This window comes from Campylobacterota bacterium, assembly GCA_020633995.1.
Classification (GTDB): Bacteria; Babelota; Babeliae; order Babelales; family RVW-14; genus JACKCO01.
The window spans coordinates 25,496-48,218 of record JACKCO010000004.1 but is presented as its reverse complement, the minus strand read 5'-3'; the positions used below and the strand labels follow the sequence as shown (position 1 = coordinate 48,218).

The following is a 22,723-nucleotide window of genomic DNA, read 5'->3' as shown; positions in this document are numbered from 1 at the left end:
TAATCGTGCCGACATTTTGCCTTTAAATCAAGAACCTAGCCCTCAGAATCACCATTTTTGAAATATTGCGCCAAAGGCTTTTCAGGATATCCTTGAACAGAATAATCTTTGAGTTTTGTAACGCCGCGTTTTTCTAGCTCTGTTTTGATAAGTTCAGCAAACTGCAGCTTGTTGTTAAGCATAGCAAGCTGCAGTAAATTGTAGGTCTTTTTATCGTCAAGCCCACTTTTTGTGCTACCGGTAAGAAATATCAGCCCATCCTCTTGCTTATTCATTAACTCATCCCACTGCTGACAATTAAAAATATCTGTCATGAGCCGCGCGCTTTCTTCAGTTACCTCACAACGCCTGACAAGCTGTGCAATCATGTGCCACGTATGTACGACAGCTTGCTTGCTTTGAAAGCTTAAAACTGCTAAATCATCATTCTCTTTAAAATTCCCGACAGGAGCAATACCCGCATCAAACAAAGTCCTCATTTGTGCAACATTTGCAGCTTGAACCCATTTTTTAAATCTAGCTGGCCACATTTTCCAATATACATCGCCTGAGATTTGTTTCAGGCACCAATTATTTAAACCTTTTATTTTATTTTCATTGATAATTTTTACTACCTCGCCTGCATCTTCTTCATCAAACAATTGACTCTGGACAATTTTATAAGCATATCTTTTTGCTAACCTGCACGGTTTATCTTCACACTGCCTTGCAAGATTCTCAAGCTCACCACACACTTGCTCTGAAACACCTGCTTTCACAATTTCTTTGATATAGTCAGCTATACTTTTTTTACTGGTAATTAGATTAGCTGATGTTTTATCCGAGTAGCCAGCATAAACTGGCAGCTCAAAGATGCCTTGTCTGACAAAGTGCTCTACCAATATTTTTGCAAACAGCGGTTTCTTTTCTGCTAATGCAAGCTCTACAGGGTTATATTTTCGCATATCCGTAAATCCTCTGGACATCCCCTGCATTACCCATTCATCACCAAAAGCTTTATTTTTTAAGATGTCTTGTAAAAACTGAATATTTTCAGGATTCTCATCTCCATCAACAAGCATTTTCTTAGCCATATCCCAACTCACGTGACAAGAACCATCTGACCGCCCTACCAAAGCAAACGGAGATAGATCTCGGTCAAAGAGCATTTTCATTTGCGGTATACTCGAATTACGTATCCCTCGTGAGAAATGGCCATACCAATCTATGCAAAGTTGCTTGGGTGCGCAATGCCTAAAGAAATTAACATCCAACTTAATGTCAACATCACCCTCCAAAGCTTCAACAGTCTTTTCCCAATTGTTTATAGCTAGTAACCTTCCATCCTGTGCTAGTGTGCATAACTTCTTTTTTTGTTCGGTCAATGCAGGATTAGTATCTTTCGGCTCGTCGTCTTCTTGCGCACCATCTTTTCCCGACCCATCTTTGGTTTTTTTATCGCCCTTATTACCCTTGTCAGGCTCAGGAGAAAGCTCTGGGAAGAGCAGGCTACGTAATTTTTTATAATCATCATGAGCAAGTTTAGAGTCTTTATTCTCCTCCATTTTTTTATAGGCATCTTGTAAGTGTTTTTTAAAATCAGGGCTTGTAAGATCTTTTTCTAACATTTTTGTACAATGGCGTGGCAACTCGGCAACACAACACTGTGCAATACGTTGCTTATGCTCCTGGCCAGTATTGCCCTGTTCAAAAAGACAGAATAACGTTACCGGATTTTTTCTTTCAATAACAAGCTTAATTATATTTTCTTGTAGACAATGTGTCTGCTCATCAACGATGTCGAGCAGCTCAATCCAGGGATCTTCTCCCCCTTCCTGCAGCTCATCGATTATACAGTCAAGCAAATAAACTTTGGTGGCGTCATCCATAGAAAGCCCGGCAGCTTTGCATAATTTTGCCAGTTCGATGTCACGCACAGACAATGCATGCTCAAATAATTTTTGTCCGTATCCCTTGTCTACCACCTCTTGTTTGAAGTCGGCTGGCTTATATTTCTGCATGAGGTCAACAAGCCTTTCAACCACCCTGTTCTTACGCGCATTGGTACTGTCAGAGTCAAGCTGTGTACGCAATTGCAGGCCAAAATCACCATCTCTTGTGTTTGTACCAGCCCAAGTCTGATGACAAGAATAAAGATTATTCAAAGCAATAAGACCTAAACCCAACAAATAGCGTGTATCATTGCTGTGATTGCTAGCCTCACGCAAAACACGTGAAAGCACATAAATATTGTGTGCCCATTGACGCTGTATGCTCTCATCAAGTGGATGTGTTTTAAAAGCCCCAAAAATACCCGCTCCACCAGCACTCAACGCAAGCAAATAATCAGAAACTTGCGCTTTTTCATCGTCAAGTGATTGTTTAAAATTTGAAGAGGCTTTATGATCACTTTTCATTTCTGTAAGCGCTGTAAAAAGATGTGAGCCAAGATGAACAATGTCATAAGCTTGTAACAATAAAAAATCAACATTCAGCTCAAAATCAGTGACCCCACCAGTCAGATTAAACATTTCTGCAACCTGCAAATCATTACACATGCATAATGCTTTTGCAATAACACGAACACCATCACGAACCGCATTACGAAATGCTTCACGCCCAGGAGTATCGCTACCCTGCATGCTTGTCACCGCTACATCAACACCTGCCTCTAGCACGCGTAATGCCAGCTCAACCTTTTGCAGTATTTTTGATTCATCTACACTTCCATCGCACGCCTGCAATGGCGCTAATGCTAACGCAAGCATCACAGGTAAAAAAATGCATTTAATTTTCGTACTTATGGTTATCTGCATGGGCAAACCTTTTATTTTTAAAGAATAACTATTTTTCTGTGGCCAAAAAAGTACCCGAATATACTTCAAAAAATAGTATTTGTAAAAAGTCTGCTGCCTTTACCACAAAGTAGACAAACCTTGGTCTGAAAAGCGAGAGTAAAAATCTTTAACTGGGGTAGCAATATAAGAAAGATTGCGCGAGCGCGCCCATGAACGTAAGAAATTGCCAAGCTTGTAGCTTTTAAGCGTAGCACGGTTAGCATCAAAAGCTGGATCTATGCAGACAACAGAACGTTTTGCCTGATCCCAGCCAATAACAACCATAAAATGACCATTCTCGTATGGTGTTGCTCCGCCCGTTAAATTACGAACACTTACCGCCACGGGAATGCTTTGTTTTAGGTATTGGTACAAATCTTTGAAACCATTCAACCGTCCAACACCACACAGCAGCTTGCCCTGCGAAGAATCGTAAACCTGAGCAACGTTAAGCAGCCAGTTGCCATAAATATCAATGCCTTTGTCGTGAACTTTATCGGCAAAATTAATTGTCTGGTTATGTAAACAACGAGGCAAAACGCAACCATAAGCCTTATGCAACAAATACTTAAGTACCATCATGCTGCTGGTCGGTGAACATAAATCACGACATCGAGGATGAGCAAGCTTCATTTGTGATTGCTTAGGAACATTGCCAATACTAACACTTGGCATATTAAAGGCATACTCAGGATGAGGAAAATGCTTAAGGTCTGATGAACAAGCAAATAATGCTTTAAGATTTTTAACATCAGCACCACCCTCTGCACTTACTTTAACACGAAAACCCTTTGCCTTAACGCCCTTTTGCAGCTCAACACGAACATGCTTGGTGTGAACATAGGGGTTTTTACGGTTGATGAAGCTACGCTGATGGTTTTTGCCCCACTCAGCAATGCGATGCCACGATGACCAACCACCACCATGCTTGACGCTCACCCAAAAAGTAAACTTGCCCTGTTTGGGACGATGGCCATTCCATGAAAAAATCAACTCATTAAAGGGCTTGACGCCATCTTCATGCTGCCAAAAATAAGAGTCTGACGACTGACGCATTTCATGTACGTAGTCGGGAATAACGTGAGCAAACATGGACGAAAATTTTTGAGACTGCTTTTTAACTCGCGGTTTTGCATGAGGAAAAACAGAAGTTAATGTATGTAAAATAAACAGGGTACAAACTAAATATCTATGCATCTGATTCATTACTACTCCTCGGCCTAGTGATGCAAATCACTTACCAACACAGAACTGGCCAAAGACCATATCCATCATGCGCTCAGAAATATTCTTTCCGGTAAGTTGAGCAACATGCTCAAGAAGTTGCTTAAGATGATGTGCCATTAATTCATAGTGTACCCGTTGATGCTGGTTACTTGCAAGCAATTCAAGTTTATTTTGAATTTCAGTTATAACATCAATATGTCTTTTATTCAGAAGAAAGGGGGAATTGTATGTCGAAAAAAGTTTTTTAATTGTATCATCCAACCTCACTTCAAGCTCCACAATGCCATCACCTTCTTGGGCAGATACAAAAACTGCAGGAATATCTTTAAAAAACGTATACTGCTGAGCAAAATCTTTGCTACCTATGTCAATCTTGTTAAAAACCACAATAACTTTGTCGGCATACTGGCTAATAACACCTTGATAGTCATCCTGCTGCTCCTGACTTAGTGGTTTGGAGCTATCACAAACAAGCAAAACAATGTCAGCATGCGCAGCCTGCTCGCGGGAACGAATAATACCCTCTTTTTCAACAACATCATCTGTTTGCCTTAGCCCAGCAGTGTCAACGAGCATGAGAAAGTTTCCATTTTTATACAAATTCGCTTCAATGCTGTCACGTGTTGTTCCTGCAATATCAGTAACAATGGCGCGCTGTTTATTGAGTAATCGATTAAATAATGTTGATTTACCTGCATTAACTGACCCTAAAAGAGCAATGCGAACACCTTGCTTGATAAGCTGAACAGCATTATTATTTGCTTGAACAGCTTTAATCTGCTCTAACAATAATGTTAATTTTTCTTCAACAAGTTCATCAAAATCAAAGTCTCGCTGCTCTTCGTCAAGAAACTCAAAACTCGCCTCAACTAAGGTCAGTATCTGGAAAATGCCCTGTTCTATCTGAGCACAAAACGAAGAAAGTGAACCCTTGAGCTGTTGCATAGATTTTTCAAGCGCATGTTGCGTTTGCGCGTGAATTAAGTCATTAATCGATTCAGCCTGAACAAGATCAATTTTACCATGCAAAAATGCACGCCTGGTAAATTCACCCGGCTCAGCAACACGTGCGCCAGCCTGAACTGCAAGCTCTATAATCTTTTGAACTATAAATTGATTATTATGAGTTGTGATTTCTACGGTATCTTGCCCCGTAAACGTTTTAGGGCTAAGCATGAGAAAAAAGAGCACTTCATCAACAACATCAGCTGGAGCATTTTTTCTGTTAACCACATGCCCATGATGAATGGTATGAGACTGACAATCAACTAATTTTTTTCCAGACGAAAGCTTGGCAAGCTTATCTGCTACTTCAACCGCACTGTCCCCACAAATACGTACAAGTGAAAGTGCTCCACTACCTTGTGGCGTGCATTGAGCAACAATCGCATCATGCCCAGCTACAAGCAACGCGTTATTTTCTCTGGTCATGCGAAGATTTTGTGCCTAAAACAATATGGTATCCGGCAAATTTTTTGCGATGTTTTTTCTTCAGAAACTGGATTAAAAGATACGACATCCCACCGTACAAAGACTTTTCTTCATCGGGCTTTGGACAGGCGCTTCGTTCAAACGTTATGCGCAAGACATTCTTTTCAATCTTTGTTGTAAACGCTACGTTAGTTCCCAAATGTCTAACAAAATCTCTGCACCACGCAGTGACATCATCTACAAGGTCTTGGTGCCATCCCGTATGTATCGGCTGCTCTCTTTTAGGCTGATCGCCCTGAGGTAAAGAAGAAGCCTTAGGCTGCAAAATTCTTTGTTGCGGCTGCAACTGTTGTTTTTTCCTATTATCCCTATTATTATGTTGCGGCTGACTAGCTCGTCGAGTATCTTGCTCACGGCCTTGTCCCTGAACTTTTTTAGGCGCAGGATTAGATGTTTGACGACCGCGTTGCTCTGGACGTTGGTGCTGAGCAACCTTTTTCTGGTCATACGTTATCGAAACAATTGCCGGGTGCTTTGAGAAACCCAAAAACCCCGTCTGCCCTGCCTCGAGAACATTAATTTTGAACTCTGCTGGTTTACCAGAATCAACCCATGCTTTTTCTATGGCTTTTAAAACAGTAGATCCTTCATGCAGCATCGACTTCATCGCAAGAAAACCTTTCCAAATGATCGATTATTTAATAAAAATACGTGAGTAACATCAAGCTTAGTGCCTTTGTGTGAGCATGTAAAATACATGTGCTACTTGTACCCCCTACTACTTTAGTATGATGGAAATGTTATTTTTTTACAAAGAAAACAACATGAAATGGAAAAAACATCGCTCAAGACGCAATTTCTTGTTGTAATTTTAATGGAGCGGGAAACGGGATTTGAACCCGCGACCCTTGCCTTGGCAAGGCAATGCTCTACCACTGAGCTATTCCCGCTTAATTTCAATGTTTTTTTGAAGAATTTATGCATAAGATGGTACCCCCATTCAAGCTAAATGTCAAATGTAAAAACGACTTTTTCAGTTTTTTATAAAAACTTGCTAAAATTCAGTCTCCTCTTCAGACTAGAAACTGACCATTAATTCAACAATTAGACTATTTTAATGAGGCTATATATGAAAAAAATAAAGATACAGTCATTGCTTATGACTGTTTGTATTTTCTTCACACTCTATGCTAACACAGATGAAAAAGAAAACACCTTTGAAAGCCTTGAAGAGCTTTTAGCAGCAGAAAAACCAGGCCCCCGAAGCAGAAAAAAAGGCGGACGAACAAGCAGCACAAGCAGCAAAGATAAACAAGCAACACTCAAAGGATGCATCAACGTTAGTGATCCTACTCAAAAGGCACCCCCATTTAAAGTTTATTTTGCAGGCAAGGAGGTAAATAGCGACGAGGAGGGATTTTATTCTTTCCCACTCAATGGAGAAGAAATACCCGAAAAAATTGGCTTTGTTATAACCAAAGCTGTTGATTTTGTTTCCGACAAAAATACCGTCGAATATCTACAACTTTTACCCGAGAAACGCTACCGTTATTTCTCGCTAAAGAAACACGGTCGCAAAAAGTTTGCCGTGTGGTCTAGTAAAGAAAAAAATCTTGAAAAAAAAGAATACACTATCCCAGAACAAAGCGTTATTGTTATGATTGATCCTAAACATGTTGCTAAAGTTGAAGACTGGGAGCTGGATGCTTCAACAGACATCATTAAACTGCCTGTAATTCATTTAACAAAGCATGAAACTGAAGAACTTAGGCGTCTTTCAGCAAAATCTCTACTGTACGCATTGGACAGTAAACCATTTCATGAAACAATTAAAGAAGAGAAAAAAAACTCTAGCGACAATAACAAAGTTAAGATTTCTTTGATGCAGTAAACCTTATTTCATAATATCAAAAGTACTATCAGAAAACTGACGCTGCTCCGTTTTGTAGCCACCTACAAAGGCAATCATCGCTCCATTATCAGTACAAAAAGAACGTGGAGCTACAAAGAGCTGTACCCTTTTTTTGTCACAAAGTTGCTGTAGACGCTTTTGAATGTATCGATTACAAGCAACCCCTCCAACAAACGTAACAGCCTTGATACCCGGCTGTTTTTTTAGCACGCATGCTATGTTATTAGAAAAAATATCGGCAATGCATACAAGCAGAGAACTTGCTACTTCTCGCGCTAACTGCGGCGTCATAGCCTGCTTGACTGGTCCTGTTTCAAGATCATAAACGCCCTTTTTGACAAGGCTATACAACACCGCCGTTTTCAAACCAGAAAATGAAAAGAAAACATCACCGTTTGGATTTTTAGTCCGTGGATAATTAAGGTAATCAATAAAATCAGCTTCTCCTGCAAGCTCTTCTATAATCTGCCCACCAGGATAGCCATAACCAAGAACTTTAGCAATTTTATCAAAGGCCTCTCCTGCTGCATCATCAATCGTTGAACCCAACGTTTGGTAATCTCCAAAACCATTCACGTGATACACCGACGTATGCCCGCCTGATGCTGTCAAACACACATGGGGAAATGGAACCGCTTGATTAAGAGAACCATCCGCAGCAAGAAAAGACGAAAAAACATGACCCTCAAGATGATCTATAGCTATAATCTTCTTGTTGTATGCCCACGCAAGTCCCTTTGCAAAGCATGTTCCGACAAGCAGCGAACCTGCAAGCCCAGGTTTGCTTGTCACGGCGATTGCATCTACATCGCCCATAGAAAGCCCTGCTTGGTCGAGTACATGCTGCACAATAACATCAATTTTCTCGAGTTGTGAGCGGGAGGCTATCTCTGGAACAACACCCCCATACTGCTTATGCAAGGCAATTTGAGAAAAAAGACTGTGTGCTAGAATTTTTTGCTGCGTTATCGAATAAAGCGCAGCACCAGTTTCATCACACGATGTTTCAATACCAAGAATAAGATTCATGCACGCTTATTTTTTCTGCTTACTCATGATTTCCAGGAACTCCTGATTTGTTTTATGCTTACGCATTTTTTCAATCAAAAACTCCATGCCATCACTCGTATTCATAGTACCAAGAAATTTTTGCAGTACCCACATGTTACGAACCTGATGCGGCTCAAGCAGAAGGTCTTCACGACGTGTACCAGAAATCTGTAAGTCATAGGCAGGAAATGTCTTTTTATTGCTCAATTTTCTGGTTAGATGAATTTCCATATTGCCCGTTCCTTTGAACTCTTCAAAAATGACTTCGTCCATTTTTGAGCCGGTTTCTACAAGCGCTGTAGCTAAAATAGTAAGAGATCCACCTTCTTCAATATTTCGCGCGGCACCGAGAAAACGCTTTGGTCGCTGCAGGGCATTTGCATCTATACCACCAGTCAAAACTTTTCCCGATGACGGCGCAAGTGTATTGTATGCACGAGCAAGACGAGTAAGAGAGTCTAAGAATATAACAACATCTCGACCAGCTTCAACCAAGCGCTTTGCCTTTTCAAGCACAATTTCTGCAACCTGAACGTGTCGTGTTGCGAATTCATCAAACGTTGAGCTAATGACTTCTGCATTAACCGAACGCTCCATGTCCGTCACTTCTTCGGGCCGCTCATCAATGAGAAGCATCATCATATGAACTTCTGGATGATTATGCGCAATAGTGTTTGCAACCTCTTTAAGCAAAATCGTTTTACCCGTTTTTGGAGGTGCAACAATCAGACCACGCTGCCCTTTACCAATCGGCACAAACATATCAAGAATACGCGTTGAAATAACAGACGGATCACCTTCTAAATTGAATTTTTCGTCTGGAAAGAGCGGCGTCAAATTTTCATATACTGTACGTGCTGCTGCGTTGGATGGCGCCTGAAAATTAACATTCTCAACCCGTTGCAAAGCAAAGTACTTCTCACCCTCTTTTGGCTTTCTCAAAATACCACGTACAACATCACCAGTTCTAAGCCCAAAACGCTTAATGTGAGCGGGAGAAACGTAGATATCATCTGGTCCAGGAACATAACTAAACTTAGGTGAGCGTAAAAAACCAAATCCATCAGGTAAGCGCTCCAAAACGCCTTCCCCATAAATTTCGACCTTTTGATCAGATTGAGATTCTAAAATTTTAAAAATTATTTCTTGTTTTTTAAACGAACTCACATCAGTAAGACCAATGCTTTGTGCATACGCAATTAATTTAGTGATGCCCATTTCTTTGAGTTCTTGCACATTAATTGAAGATTTTGGCGCTGTAACGCTATTTTTATTTTGTTCCACTTTGGATCCCCCATTCCCATCGCGAGCCGAGGTAGGCGAGGTCCCCTCCCTACTAACTACTTCTTCCTTCGTGCCTGTTTGGGCAGTCGAGCTTGACGATGACTTATCTAATTGCTCACCAGTCTTTGAAGAAACATTATTCTTACTCAATACAGTACCTTTCCTTTTTCTTTGATTTTCTACCTTCAAAGAACTCGGTATCGAACCATTTCTTGTGCTTTTATTACTAGTATTTACAGAAGCAAGAGGAACTTTCTTAACATCTTTTTTCACCGAAGTCACATTACGGGGATCTGTTTCTGGATTCATTTTCTTATTTCGCATTTCTTTTTCTTTAGCATCTACCATGAGTTTTTGTATGAGAATAAAAGATATTAAACAGATTCTTTTTCAACATTTTACACCACGTAGCAATACGGCTACTGTGCATTATCTCTCGTGCGTTTGTAAAGAAATTGCAGTATGGTCCTTGTTTTTACAAGAACCATACCTGCAACGCAAATATTTCATGCAGTATAAAATACTGTATTATCGAGCTTTAGATTTTTTATTATGAAAAGCAAGCATTACTGGACTAGCAATGTAAATGGAAGAGTATGTTCCAAAAACAATGCCTATAAGCATCACAGAAGACAACCCCCGCAACGACTCACCTCCAAGCAAAAAAACAGCGAAGACTGAGAGAAAAGTTGTTAAACTTGTCAACAGCGTTCTTGTCAAGGTTTGATTAATGCTTAGATTAGCTATGTCATACTCTGAAGCATTTTTATGCAACTTTAAATTCTCTCTAATTTTACTGAATATAACAATGGAATCATTAAGCGAATACCCAAGCACCGCAAGCACTGATGCAAGCACATGCAGGGAGAATGGCTCCCCAGACAAAAGGAGAAAGACCAAAACAGCAAGTACGTCATGCGCTAAGGCTACGACTCCTCCAACACCAAATCGCAACTCAAATCGAACCGCTATATAGATAAGCAAAATAAGCATAGATAGCAAGACCGCAATGAGAGCATTGCGCGTTGTATCGCGCCCTACTTCTGGGCCAATCCACTGAATACTATCAACTTTTGCCTTGTTATCGGGAAATCCTTTTTGAAGTGACTCAACAATTTGTTGTTCTGTACTACTTTCAAGACTTCCTACACGCACCAAAAAACTACGCGATTCCTTCCCAACGCTTTGAATGCTGGCGTCACCCCAACCCTCATTGCTAACAAAATTACGCAGCTGCCCAGTCTCTATGGGCTTTTGAAACGTAACACGAAGTTCAGCACCACCTGTAAAATCAATATGATACTTAAAGCCCCCGCGAACTACATATGCCAAAGCACCTGTAATCATAAACGCCAATGATATGCCAATTAAAACATAACGATACTTTAAAAAGTCATACTTGTAAGAAACAGAGCCTGCTGCAGTATGCATTGCTTCTCCAGTGCATAATGAAAAATTAAAAAACTATATTAATTACTCTCCGCAGATAATATTTGAATATATCTTCTGCCTTTTAACCCCTTGCCATATTTAACATGACCCGACGCGGTTGCAAAAAGTGTATCATCTTTGCCGCGCATAACATTTTTGCCAGGATGAAAACGAGTCCCTCTTTGACGGACTAGAATCTCACCTGCGTTTACAAATTGGTTATCAAAACGCTTACAGCCTAACCGTTTACCTATACTATCGCGACCGTTACTCGACGAACCGCCGCTCTTACTCGTTGCCATGTGACTAATCCTTTGAATGTTGTAATTAAAGACAAACTTAAAATAATTACGAGGATACTTTATTATGATTATCCGATGCCTTTACCAAAGAAGGCTCAAGCACTCAGAATAGATATATTCTGCCCAGTTTTTGAAAAAAGTCAAAATTATTTTGTTACGTCTCCCCAGCTTTTACCTTTTCTAATGGTAACTTTTAACGCTACTTCCCAGTCAACAATACCTTCCATCACCTGCCTAACTACTTTTTCTACCTGCTCATACTCGTTGTTTTTTACTTCAAAAACCAATTCGTCATGTATTTGAAGAATCATCTTAGATGCAAGCTTGTGCTGCTCAAAAACACGATCTATTTCTATCATTGCACATTTGATAATTTCTGCTTGCGTACCTTGCACCGGAGTATTAATCGCAACACGCTTACCAGCCTCAAATAATGTCTTGTTCTGCTCTGCAAGCTCTGGAATATACCGCCTTCTACCTTTCCAGGTCTGGGTATAGCCTAACTCTTTTGCTTTATCAACAACCCTCTCCATCCACTCACCTACTTTTGCATATTGTTCAAAATACCTATCTATACAATCTTTCGCTTCGCTCATAGAAATTCCAAGATCTTTTGACAACCCATACGGCGTCATACCATACATAATGCTAAAATTAATACGCTTGCCAATTTGCCTCTGCTCATGGGTAACTTTATCAACCGACACATCAAAAAGCTGTGCCGCAATCGCCCGGTGAATGTCCTGGTCCTCTTTAAACGTCTCAATAAGAAGGGGATCTTTGCTTAAATGAGCCAAGACACGCAGTTCAATTTGAGAGTAATCTGCTGACAAAAACACACATCCCTCTGGTGGAACAAATGCTGAACGCACTTTAATGCCATACCCCTCACTAGCGGGGATGTTTTGCAAGTTTGGATTATTGCTTGATAATCGTCCTGTTGCTACCTGTGTTTGCGAGTATGACGTGTGTATTCTGCCTGTTTGGGGATTGATAAACGATGGTAGCGGCCCCAAATAGGTATTTTTAAGCTTGGTCAGAGCTCGATGCGTTAAAATCATCCCGGGAATAGGATGTTGTTTGGCAAGAACTTGCAGAACCTCTTGATCAGTGGATCTGCTCCCTTTACTACTTTTTTTAACTATTGGCAGACCCAGTACATTAAAGAGTAGATGTTCAAGCTGCTTAGGTGACTTCAGGTTAACTGCTATTGGCTTTTTGTCATGCTCTTCAAGTGCCGCAAAAATCTTGCTTTCAATTTTTTCAAGCTCTGCATCAACTTCTTTGCTCACTACTGCCAGCTTTTGAGTGTCAAGCATAATCCCATGCTGCTCCATTTTTGTCAGAACCATGTAAAGGGGCATTTCAATGGTAGTAAAAATTGACTTAAGCTTAGAATCTTTTCCAAGCTCTTTTTCTAAAACCGATTTCAATTTAAATGTTTGCAGCGCATCATGGGCACCGTATAACGCAGCATGTTCAATACTAATATCGGCTATCGACTTAGCCTTACCAACAACATCTTTGTACTTCTGCATCGGCTCTTTAAGGAAGAAGGCTGATAAATCTTTAAGTCCCACTTTCTGCCAGGCATTTCTCACCAGATTTGCCGCAAGAATAGTGTCGAACGCCACAGGGCGCAAAGAAAAACCATGCCGGGCTAAGACCAAGTGATCAAATTTAGCATTTTGCATAACCAACTTGGATGATTTGCTTTCCAAGATAGGCTTGAGTCGATTAGTGACTACCTTCAAGTCAAGTTGTTGCCCCTGCTTGTGAGCAACTGGAACATAGTAAGCTTCTTTTTTATTCACTGCAAAACAAAAACCAACCAAATCATCTTGCAAAGCGTCCGGCCCATTTGTTTCGGTGTCAACTGCACACCACGGACTTTCTTTTAACGTTGCACATAACTCATCTAACCCCTCCATTGTCTGGACAATAATACATTTCCATTTTTTTGCTTTTAATTGATCGTGAGATTGGTCAAAAAGCGTTTGTTGTTCCTGACCTGCTTGCTGCAAACTCTGTGTCGGTGCCCCAAACTCTCTGTCCACATCTCTGACCAATGAGGCAAACTCAAATTCCACAAAAAAATCACGCGCTTTCGCCCAGGCATTCCTGTCAAAAGTAAAGTCACTCTTTTTTACTTTTATGGGAACGGACACCAACGTGAAAAGCTCATGGCTTAGGTAAGCATTATCTTTATTTTCCTCAAGCAACTGCCGCCTGCGCGGTTTATCAATCTTATCTAGGTTTTTATACAAATCATCAAGACTATCAAACTGCTGAACTATTTCAGTAGCGGCCTTCGGACCAATACCCCGTACACCTGGTATATTATCGGAACTATCGCCTACCAGTGCATAGTAAAATGGCACTTTTTCAAATCCAAAAGATTTTTCTTGCTTAAAATCGTCCGCGTTAATGATGCGGTCTTTGAATACATCCCATATCAACACATTTTGAAAAAGGAGCTGATAAACATCTTTATCGGGACAAGCAAGAACAACCTGAGTATCTTTATATTCCTTAACAAGTGTTGCAATAATATCATCGGCCTCATAACCCGGTTCAGCAATTTGACACATTCCAATCAGGTCAAGCATTTGAATAATATAATCCTTCTGCTCAAACAAATCACTTGGCGGCTTCTGACGAGTCTGTTTATATTCCGCATAAACCTCTGAACGTTGCAATTTACCTTTTGCATCCCAGGCAACAACAATGTTTTGTGGTTGAAAACGATCAAGCATCTTTTTTATAGCACGAGCAAATCCATATATTGCATTAGTCGGAAGTCCCTTTGATGTGTATAATGGTTTTATTGCATAAAATGAACGGTACAACAGGTATGAACCATCTACCACAAATAATGCGTCTTTCTTTATTCTATGCACGCAAAAACCTTTCACATTTATGCATCTGACCATTAAATCGAAAAAACTTGCTTTAATGTAGCAAAAACACACATAAAAACAAAGGAACCCAATCAATGAAAATACTTGGACTAGACCTTGGTGATGTATGGATTGGCAGTGCCATATCAGACCCACTCGGCATCACTTGTAAGCCATACAAGACTGTTAAGCTAGAAGAACTCGAGGCTTTTGTTGAAAACACCATTAAAGAAGAGCTTATTGGCACTGTTATCGTTGGCAAGCCAATTACGATGAAAGGCAAGGACAGCGAGCAAACCGCCAAAGTAGTCGAACTAGCAAACAAACTCGAACAAAAATTTAGTCAGGTAAACAAGCGCCTCGTAAAGTGGATCTTGTGGGACGAGCGACTTAGCAGCAAGCGAGCAAGCGAACTGGCAAAATCAAGCAAAGAAGACAAACTACTAAATCACGCCCGAGCTGCAGCTTTCATTCTACAAAGTTACCTTGACCATAAAGCCATGATGCGCTAAGTACCCAGTTGGCTTAGATCAAAACCTGAACCATCAAGTAATTTCTTACGAAGAGCACCCACATTGCTCACGTTACCAATCATAACAAAACCTTTAAGAGAATTATTGTCGTCGACAAGGTATTTATGGTAAAAATTAAAATTTTTTTGAATAAGCTCTTTAAAGTTATGACCTTGATCTGCTACAGGCCCAGCTGTAACAAACGTTGTCCCAAAAATATGAGAACTGGTCACGACTAACGTGCCGGGATAGATCTTTTTTTGTCCCACCATGCCATAAGCAGCCGCCATGCCTTGCATAACAGAGTCTGGCCACAGGCACGTTTGTACAGATTCTTTGGTCAATAAATCCGTAACCACGCACACATCCCCTGCTGCGTAAACATCCTCATCATTTGTTTGCATGGTTTTGCTGGTTACAATGCCACCAAAATGTGTTGTAATACCTGCCTGCTTGGCAAAGTCACTGTTGGGTCGCCCCCCAATGGCAAAAACAACCATATCTGTTTTCAAGTAACTGCCAGAAGTTAGGCAAACACCCTTAACAAACTGATCTTCGTTGATATCAATTTTTTCAACTGATGTATTAAGCGTAAGATTGACCTCATGCTTTTTTGCCAGTTCAATTAGAAAGTCTGAGCCTCCTTGATCAATTTGACGAGACAATAACTTAGACTCTCGCTCAATGATATGAATACTAACGCCATGGTCTTTAAGCGCGTCTGCACACTCTAGACCAGAAAGTCCAGCTCCAACAACTGTGACGTGTTTAGCATCACGGGCCCTGACAAAACTCAAAATCTTAGTAACATCATGCAGGTTATAAAAAGGATGCACACCCAACCCGTCGATTCCCTCAAGTTCCGGCAATCGAATACTACGACCAGACCCAATGAGCAACTTATCATACGTAAGCTCACGACCATCGTGCAAAATGACTTGTTTATTTTTTCTATCAAGTCGAGCAACCCGCGCATCAAGCATAAGCTCTATCTTATTTTGCTGAAAAAAATCTTCTTTTTTCGTACGTACGGCCTCTTGATCTTTGCTACCCGCTAAATAATCAGCGAGTAAGCAACGATTATAAGGCATTTCTTGCTCGGCACTCAAACAAATAATTTCTACATCTTTATCTAGAGCACGTAACTTAACTGCAGCACCAAGGCCTGCTGCACTTACTCCGATGATGATATGTCGTTGTTTCATAATGATTTAATCATTCCCAAATTTCAAAACCTTCAAACACCTCAAATATGCAATCTTGTTGCCAACCGTCCTTCTCTAGGCCAGCCTTTTGAGCAAGATGCTCAAGCGTCGACTTACGATCCCAGCCGAAATTCACAGGGACTTGAGGCAAAAATACCGATGAAGTGATTACATTACCCTGCTCATCAAGACGCTTGAGATATACCCCGTGCTTACCTATGACAATATCTTGATAGCTTTCAACTCTTTTCGGAACAGAAAGCACCGTAACATCAAGCTTAATACTACTCAGCTCACTTTCCTGAACTCGCTCAAAACGAGTATCATTAAAAGCCGCAGCTCTTGTCATTTCAATAACGGTTTGATAGAGAGGCATTCGTCCAACAATATTACCGATACACCCTCTCAGACTACCATCTTTTTTATTCAAAGTCACAAACGCTCCTGCCACCTGCGTCAACCCCTTACTCTTGATCGGCGCAAGTAGCTGATCACGAACTGCTCTTTTTTTGTCTACAAACTCATTTTCCAAAGTCTTACGAGCAAGCTTTGCAAGCGTTTTTTTCTCATAGTCAGTTAAAATTGCCGCTAACGACTCCTGAGCAGGCGAACGATCAGCTTCTTTTTCTGCAAAAACAATCCCTGCATAACTTACACTATTATCGGCATGCAGATCAGGTACTTGTTCAAAAATCATTTCGCTCTCAAGCCCTTGATCACGCTCACGCTTAACATGTGCCGAGGTATAGTAGGAAGTTAAATGGGCATCAACTTCGCCTAAGTCCTTGGTCTCAAGTAAGGCCAATAAGACCTTCAGCGGCTCTCGTCCACATACCGTAGCATGCGTTTGGAAAACAAGTTCATGAAAATGGGCAAATGACTGTGCCTGAATTGCCTGAATTAAGGCTGAATCAATAATTCTAACATTATCCAAAATGTGTTCTGAAAAAAGATCATAATCGTATGACTTGCCATGATGCACAAAATCAGAAGTTACACACACAAGCGTTTGATCGTTAATAATTTTTTTCAGTGCCTGTTGCGCCTGAGCGTAATCAGCATCATGCAAGTGCCCTACAATGAGTGGAACTATTTCAAATTCATCGATCGTTTTTTGCAGCATAGGCAACTGCATCTCAAGAGAGTGCTCCTGCCCATACACATCAACCTTTGGTCGGAACAGTTGACTCTTGTCTTTCCTCAGCTTTTTAACAGCCTCCTGATCAACAGCAATCTCACCCAAAGCTGTCTGATAGTGCGTATATGTCGGCAAAGTTATACCATGCAAAAATACCCTATGACTTGGCGCCAAAATGACAACGCGTTTAATATTTTTGTTTTTACGACTTTCAATATGACCATTACCCTTTTCTAACAGTGTCTGGTAAACCGTCGCAGCACATAACCCTGAGTAAAAATAACCAGCATGAGGAACAACCAGCGCTTTAACATTTTCAGAGCTCACTGCGACAGCAAAATCTTGCTGCGCTTGAGTAAAGTACTGGTCTAGCTCATCATTAAGTATTTTTTTATCTGCACTATACCAACTTCCCGCAAGGTGAGCGTTTTGCACCACCTTTTCTTCAATGCTTTCTTGTTTGGTTTGCTTTTGACATGCAGGTAAAGCATGCAAACTAATAAGACTACATACGACAAATCCAAGCATATTTTTCACTACCTCACTCCCTTCTTGAAAGAGATAACGTACAAAACCAACAGTTCTTTAGCTTAAAAAAAAAATTGTTGTGAAACAAATCCCAGATGCAGTATGATGAAAATATAAAATATTTTATATTTGAAAATTATATTTAATTTGGGGTGAGAGATGAGAAAATCTATTTTTTTATTGATATACATTTTTTTGTGCACTCCTAACAATCTACTTGCAGAAAAAGAGGTATCTACACAAATTACCCACACTATCGCTCTCCTCGACTGCAGCGAACGAGAAAGTAAAATCTATCAGCCATTTATCGATATGGCCAATTCAATAGGTTTTACAGTAGATTATTTTGCTCTAGATGAAATCATGGACTTGGACATGCATGCCGATCATTTCAGCCGCTACCAAGGTCTCGGGCTTGTTATGAATCACAAGTTTTTATATGGTATGCAAAATAATTCACCTGTTACACAAAAAGTACTTACTCTTTTGGGCCATCACGCAAGGCAACAAAACAAACTTACCATGCTTTTCTTCCCTAGCCTACGCACCACAAACGGCAATGTAGTACGAGCACTGGCCCCAATTTTTACATACTTTGATGTCTTTACTCAGACAACTAACCTCAACACTGCCGCTAAAAATTCTCTAATCAATTTTTTTAACACCGCAAATATTTTTTTAACACGACCGCTTGAAACACGGCCATGTCCATACCACACCACCTTACAAGCACCACGACCAGGCACGTTATTTGATAAACATGTTCCGATGACCGATCAAACAGGAAGACTTCATCTGCTCCCACAGCATACCACCCGCTTGCCCCATGCAACGCAACAACAACTACCATACGCTCTGTACTGGCATAGTCCACTCCAAAATAACCATCTATTACTAGCAAACTCAACTCTCATAAACTTTTCTGGAATCAGCGAAAATATGCACTTCTGCCCAATGAATGAAACAATTAAAAACGGCATACACGAAGGTATCCATCAAATGCTGTGGGAGCTACGCCATTTGCTCATCGCAAAAAATAAAGCTCCCCAAGCACTCCACGCCTGGCATAAAAATAATTCTAAACCCCCATTACCTCACGCCTTGTTGGCATATACGCTCAAACCTGCAGATAAACGATTGCATACCGTCAAAAAAACAGCGTGGATGGAGATTCCCATATTTGAGGATGACAATAAAGAAAAAGAACAAAACAGTCTCATTAACTACATTGTAAATGGCAACCTAGATGCTTTGTGGATCTCACTTAATCCACACGAGTACTACAGCCCTATCGCAAAACGCAAAGAAAAGGCACAAACATTTATCACATCGTGCGCACATTTTTGCAAACAACTTTCACAACAAAGCAAGGAGGCAAATAAAAAGACACCCGAGCTTATCGTTGGTTTTGAGATTGCTAATAATTTGTACAACCAAAACTTACCCAAGCCCTGTCCAGTCGATGCTTATGGTGACAGTTATCCAGACATCCCAAGCCCAGTTGACCCAACATTTTGGAATAATGAAGTAAAAATACCGCTCACCAAATTCTTACAAAACTATAGAAAAGCCGATGTAAACAATAGTATACCCATCTCCGGCATTGCACTTGACCTTGAAATGTATTGTCGAAAAAAAACCGGAACCTTTAGCACCATCATGGGTTTTGAAGACTGGTTATTCCAATCTTTTCTTTCATCAAGAGGGCTGAACGCTCAAGCCAAAACCATTAACGAAAAAATAACCTTTTTGATGAGCAGGCACCTGAGCAAACAATACTTTTCATTCTTGGAACAAAAGGCTGAAAAACTTGGCACAGAACTGCAACAATTCTTTCTTCAACAAATACCAAACTGCCGAATCATGTGTTACGTGCCAATCGTTCTTGTTAGCTGGTTTTACAAAGGTTTTTTAAAGGGACTATGTTCAAACAACTACCCAATCCATCTGCTCAGCTTTAACACGACCTTTGCTCCGTGGCAAAAATGGTTTACAGATGCAGGCATTAACACTGATCATCAAAGCGTTCTACTGCTCTCAAAAATACGAAAAACACAGGACTTTGAACTTATTGATTATATCCAAAAGCACCATCACGGCATCTGGCTCAATCGTTTTTCACGTATTGCAGAGGCAAAAGCACATGACTGGACCGCCATTGAACAACTTGGAATTGAAGAGAAGTTGTACCCACAATTCCTACACTACTTTGCACAATCAAAAAAGCGGTAGCTTTCACCACCGCTTTTTCTTTTTATCATACAAAATCAAGTCGCTTTTTCAGGCGTCTAATGCCATGCCAAGATAATAGAACGATAAAACCTGTGAGCGCTAACGCACAATTCCAATACGGTATGGAGTCGGGCCAGCCTAAAACTGCACCACGCATACCTTCCATAACGTACACATACGGATTTAACAAACTAACATACCCCGAAACTGGCGAAGCATCACATATCATTTTCCAGGAAAACTCGAATGCTCCTAAAATCCATAAGGGATATAAAATACGCATCCAAATACTAGCAGCTTGTGAAACACTGGTCACAAATGAAACTAACCATAAGGCAAAGGCACCGTAATAAGCGCTAATCAAGATATAAATTAAAACGAATTTAAAAATTGATATTGATGCCAAATTAAGTTGATGACCTAAAAAAATCTTACCTAGCGGCAGCACAAACAACCCCAGAATAAATGAATTAATGGCATTCGAAATAATGATACGCAAAAAAACCATCCAGGCAGGAATTGGTAAAGTTGCATAATAAAAAATAACTCGATCACCTGAGATATCTGTCAGGATATTAACGATACTAGTCCATACTGCAAACTGCCCCGCTGTCGCACATGAACCAGCTAAGACAAATGCCCCAAATGACTTTGATATACCAAAAAGTGGCAACAAATATTCAGACTTAATGATCATACACATGACCCAAACAAACGCATCAATGGTTCGAGCCATGACTTGGTACTTAATAATTTTAAGATCTGTTTTGATGAGCTGCCACAATACACCCCATTCACGCAATGTAATCATTGCCATGTCCCCTGGCTAAAATGCCGTTATAAAGCCCTGTAAAAAGCGGCAACAAGAAACCTTGTTACCGCTACAACCTTTAAGAAATCATGCTATTACAAAAAAATACTACACAAAATCAAGTCGTTTTTTCAAGCGTACAATTCCATGAGCAGCGCATAATGTCGAAAACGTAAGTAATGCTAATACACAGAATGGAAATGGAATTGATCCTTGCCAATCTAAAACAGCACCACGAATGCCCTCCATAACGTAAATAAATGGGTTTAGTAAACTCAAGTAGCCCGCAACAGGTGAAAAATTATACATCATTTCCCACGAAAATTCGAATGCTCCAAGTATCCAAAGAGGGTACAAAAAACGCATCCACACACTTCCAGCTTTTGAAATATCTTTCATAAAACTCGCAAGCCAAATGGTCAACGCACCATAAAAAATACTTGTTAGCACATAAATTAATAAAAACCGCATAAAACTAAAGTTTGCAAAATTAAAAGCAGTACCAAGTATCAACTTCCCCACTGGCAATACAAAAATACCTATTAATGCCGCATTAGTAGCATATGCCACAACGGCTCTCAGCAATACAAACCACGACCTCATTGGCAGCGTAAAATAGTAAGAAATTACTTTTTCTCCAGTAAAATCTGACACCATACCAATCACCGCTGGCCATACCTCAAAAAGTCCTGCAGTTGCACATGAACCAACAAGTACGAATGCTCCAAATTCTTTGGAAACTCCAAAAGCGGGTAAAATAAAGCCCGATTTTATCACTCCGCAAATAACCCAAATCAACATATCAATGAGTTTATCTGCAATTTGAAACCGTAAAATTTTAAGGTCCGTTGACAAAAGATGCCAAAAAACACTTAATTCCCGACGCGTAATCATACTATTCCTCTAACATCAATTATTCTTCAATACTATCTTTCACAAGCTCTAAAAAGACATCTTCTAGCTTGCCCTTTTGAAATGTCGCCATTAAGTTTTTTGGTGTATCTATCAGCTTTACGACACCATCAGATAAAAGACAAACTCTGTCAGAAAGCACCTCAGCCTCATCAAGATAGTGTGTTGTCAAAAGGACGCACGCACCCTGCTCTTTGATCAAGCTGATATATTTCCATAAGTTCTTTCTAATGTGTGGATCTAATGCAACTGTAGGTTCATCCAAAATAATCAGCTTAGGACTGTGCATAAGTGAACGCGCAAAAACAAAACGCTGCTTATACCCACCAGAAAGTACATGGGCATAATCATTTAGATACTGCTTAATACTAAACGTCGAAGCCAACTCATCAATACGCTGATCAATCTCACCCTTACTCATACCAAAATATTTTCCCGCAAAAACTAAATTATCTCTCAAGGTCAACAGACCATTTAAATTTGGCTTTTGTGGACAATATCCAATAAGTCGACGATAAGAACAAATATCCTTATAAATTGACTTACCCTTATGTGTTATGTCGCCCGCTGTTGGATTGGTTAGCGTCGCAATAATTGACGACAAGGTAGTTTTTCCCGCACCATTAACACCCAACAGGCTGAACACTTCTCCATGCATGAGATCAAGGGAAACCCCCTTAAGTGCCTCTTTTGAGCCAAATGATTTTTTAATGCCCTCAATCTTGAGCAAGACATCGTTCATCTATGAACCTTCCGATAAAAATTTTGTATGTGCAAAGCACCCCAAGCTTTTCAAATTAAATGGTAACAAAAAACACCCTTAACTTTCAAAGCAAGTCGATGCAAAAAACATATATTTGAGATTGAATAAAAAAACAATTTCACACCTGATAAAGGTGCAAAAAGGGGGTATCTAGCAACGAAAAGGCTAGACTGGCTTGATGAGTAGGAATGTGACTATCATGACGAGCTCCTAGCGTAAAACATTGTTGAAGAGATATACTCAACGTTTTAAATCTAGCAAGGACCTTT

17 protein-coding genes and 1 tRNA gene are annotated in these 22,723 nt (G+C 40.2%); 3 read left to right on the top strand and 15 right to left on the bottom strand.

Translation table 11 applies throughout. The features are described from left to right. Positions 1 to 35: 35 nt before the first annotated feature. The 5 genes from H6679_03295 to H6679_03275 form a co-directional block, all read right to left on the bottom strand. Positions 36 to 2,795 (bottom strand): hypothetical protein, encoded by a 2,760-nt coding sequence (locus tag H6679_03295; protein ID MCB9493273.1) that lies wholly within the window; start codon positions 2,793 to 2,795, stop codon positions 36 to 38. A 99-nt stretch (positions 2,796 to 2,894) separates the two neighbouring features. Beyond that, entirely contained in the window at positions 2,895 to 4,022 is a 1,128-nt protein-coding gene (locus tag H6679_03290; protein MCB9493272.1) for a C39 family peptidase, read from the bottom strand. 27 nt (positions 4,023 to 4,049) lie between these two features. Next, entirely contained in the window at positions 4,050 to 5,474 is a 1,425-nt protein-coding gene (mnmE, locus tag H6679_03285) for a tRNA uridine-5-carboxymethylaminomethyl(34) synthesis GTPase MnmE (GenBank protein MCB9493271.1), read from the bottom strand. Beyond that, on the bottom strand, positions 5,458 to 6,141 hold the full coding sequence (locus H6679_03280; protein MCB9493270.1) for a Jag N-terminal domain-containing protein: 684 nt from the start codon (positions 6,139 to 6,141) through the stop codon (positions 5,458 to 5,460). Before H6679_03280 ends, mnmE begins: the two co-directional genes overlap by 17 nt. Positions 6,142 to 6,349: 208 nt before the next feature. Continuing rightward, positions 6,350 to 6,424, bottom strand: a tRNA-Gly gene (locus tag H6679_03275). Between the two features lie 179 nt (positions 6,425 to 6,603). Here H6679_03275 and H6679_03270 point away from each other — a divergent pair. After that, complete coding sequence (locus H6679_03270) at positions 6,604 to 7,365, top strand: hypothetical protein (protein MCB9493269.1); 762 nt, start codon at positions 6,604 to 6,606, stop codon at positions 7,363 to 7,365. Between the two features lie 3 nt (positions 7,366 to 7,368). Here the strand turns inward: H6679_03270 and tsaD are convergent, their stop codons facing one another. The 5 genes from tsaD to polA all read right to left on the bottom strand — a co-directional run bounded on the left by tsaD (position 7,369) and on the right by polA (position 14,353). Beyond that, entirely contained in the window at positions 7,369 to 8,415 is a 1,047-nt protein-coding gene (gene tsaD, locus H6679_03265) for a tRNA (adenosine(37)-N6)-threonylcarbamoyltransferase complex transferase subunit TsaD (protein MCB9493268.1), read from the bottom strand. A 6-nt stretch (positions 8,416 to 8,421) separates the two neighbouring features. After that, complete coding sequence (gene rho / locus H6679_03260) at positions 8,422 to 10,029, bottom strand: transcription termination factor Rho (protein ID MCB9493267.1); 1,608 nt, start codon at positions 10,027 to 10,029, stop codon at positions 8,422 to 8,424. Between the two features lie 219 nt (positions 10,030 to 10,248). Beyond that, positions 10,249 to 11,151, bottom strand: coding sequence for a protein translocase subunit SecF (gene secF, locus H6679_03255; GenBank protein ID MCB9493266.1), 903 nt, complete (start codon positions 11,149 to 11,151; stop codon positions 10,249 to 10,251). A gap of 38 nt (positions 11,152 to 11,189) precedes the next feature. Then, entirely contained in the window at positions 11,190 to 11,453 is a 264-nt protein-coding gene (rpmA, locus tag H6679_03250; GenBank protein ID MCB9493265.1) for a 50S ribosomal protein L27, read from the bottom strand. A gap of 146 nt (positions 11,454 to 11,599) precedes the next feature. Continuing rightward, complete coding sequence (gene polA / locus H6679_03245) at positions 11,600 to 14,353, bottom strand: DNA polymerase I (protein MCB9493264.1); 2,754 nt, start codon at positions 14,351 to 14,353, stop codon at positions 11,600 to 11,602. Between the two features lie 95 nt (positions 14,354 to 14,448). Between polA and ruvX the strand changes: the two genes are divergently transcribed. Further along, entirely contained in the window at positions 14,449 to 14,865 is a 417-nt protein-coding gene (ruvX, locus tag H6679_03240) for a Holliday junction resolvase RuvX (protein ID MCB9493263.1), read from the top strand. Here the strand turns inward: ruvX and H6679_03235 are convergent. Continuing rightward, positions 14,862 to 16,070 (bottom strand): NAD(P)/FAD-dependent oxidoreductase, encoded by a 1,209-nt coding sequence (locus H6679_03235; GenBank protein ID MCB9493262.1) that lies wholly within the window; start codon positions 16,068 to 16,070, stop codon positions 14,862 to 14,864. The two genes, ruvX and H6679_03235, sit on opposite strands and share 4 nt — an antisense overlap. A 10-nt stretch (positions 16,071 to 16,080) precedes the next feature. Next, positions 16,081 to 17,745: an AmmeMemoRadiSam system protein B gene (amrB, locus tag H6679_03230; GenBank protein MCB9493261.1), complete on the bottom strand. Its 1,665-nt coding sequence runs from the start codon at positions 17,743 to 17,745 to the stop codon at positions 16,081 to 16,083. 150 nt (positions 17,746 to 17,895) lie between these two features. On the opposite strand from amrB, the gene H6679_03225 reads away from it, so the two are divergent. Beyond that, positions 17,896 to 19,968 (top strand): hypothetical protein, encoded by a 2,073-nt coding sequence (locus tag H6679_03225; protein MCB9493260.1) that lies wholly within the window; start codon positions 17,896 to 17,898, stop codon positions 19,966 to 19,968. 25 nt (positions 19,969 to 19,993) lie between these two features. On the opposite strand, the gene H6679_03220 is transcribed toward H6679_03225, so the two are convergent. The 3 genes from H6679_03220 to H6679_03210 all read right to left on the bottom strand — a co-directional run bounded on the left by H6679_03220 (position 19,994) and on the right by H6679_03210 (position 22,433). Further along, entirely contained in the window at positions 19,994 to 20,779 is a 786-nt protein-coding gene (locus H6679_03220) for an ABC transporter permease (protein MCB9493259.1), read from the bottom strand. A gap of 108 nt (positions 20,780 to 20,887) precedes the next feature. Next, positions 20,888 to 21,673 (bottom strand): ABC transporter permease, encoded by a 786-nt coding sequence (locus tag H6679_03215; protein ID MCB9493258.1) that lies wholly within the window; start codon positions 21,671 to 21,673, stop codon positions 20,888 to 20,890. Between the two features lie 19 nt (positions 21,674 to 21,692). Beyond that, positions 21,693 to 22,433, bottom strand: coding sequence for an ABC transporter ATP-binding protein (locus H6679_03210; protein ID MCB9493257.1), 741 nt, complete (start codon positions 22,431 to 22,433; stop codon positions 21,693 to 21,695). Positions 22,434 to 22,723: the final 290 nt, after the last annotated feature.

Bases quoted from the DNA above. Each gene is read 5' to 3' on its own strand.
- H6679_03295 (MCB9493273.1), bottom strand. From the start codon at position 2,795: ATGCAGATAACCATAAGTACGAAAATTAAATGCATTTTTTTACCTGTG.
- H6679_03290 (MCB9493272.1), bottom strand. From the start codon at position 4,022: ATGAATCAGATGCATAGATATTTAGTTTGTACCCTGTTTATTTTACAT.
- mnmE (MCB9493271.1), bottom strand. From the start codon at position 5,474: ATGACCAGAGAAAATAACGCGTTGCTTGTAGCTGGGCATGATGCGATT.
- H6679_03280 (MCB9493270.1), bottom strand. From the start codon at position 6,141: ATGAAGTCGATGCTGCATGAAGGATCTACTGTTTTAAAAGCCATAGAA.
- H6679_03270 (MCB9493269.1), top strand. From the start codon at position 6,604: ATGAAAAAAATAAAGATACAGTCATTGCTTATGACTGTTTGTATTTTC.
- tsaD (MCB9493268.1), bottom strand. From the start codon at position 8,415: ATGAATCTTATTCTTGGTATTGAAACATCGTGTGATGAAACTGGTGCT.
- rho (MCB9493267.1), bottom strand. From the start codon at position 10,029: ATGAATCCAGAAACAGATCCCCGTAATGTGACTTCGGTGAAAAAAGAT.
- secF (MCB9493266.1), bottom strand. From the start codon at position 11,151: ATGCATACTGCAGCAGGCTCTGTTTCTTACAAGTATGACTTTTTAAAG.
- rpmA (MCB9493265.1), bottom strand. From the start codon at position 11,453: ATGGCAACGAGTAAGAGCGGCGGTTCGTCGAGTAACGGTCGCGATAGT.
- ruvX (MCB9493263.1), top strand. From the start codon at position 14,449: ATGAAAATACTTGGACTAGACCTTGGTGATGTATGGATTGGCAGTGCC.
- H6679_03235 (MCB9493262.1), bottom strand. From the start codon at position 16,070: ATGAAACAACGACATATCATCATCGGAGTAAGTGCAGCAGGCCTTGGT.
- H6679_03225 (MCB9493260.1), top strand. From the start codon at position 17,896: ATGAGAAAATCTATTTTTTTATTGATATACATTTTTTTGTGCACTCCT.
- H6679_03220 (MCB9493259.1), bottom strand. From the start codon at position 20,779: ATGATTACATTGCGTGAATGGGGTGTATTGTGGCAGCTCATCAAAACA.
- H6679_03215 (MCB9493258.1), bottom strand. From the start codon at position 21,673: ATGATTACGCGTCGGGAATTAAGTGTTTTTTGGCATCTTTTGTCAACG.
- H6679_03210 (MCB9493257.1), bottom strand. From the start codon at position 22,433: ATGAACGATGTCTTGCTCAAGATTGAGGGCATTAAAAAATCATTTGGC.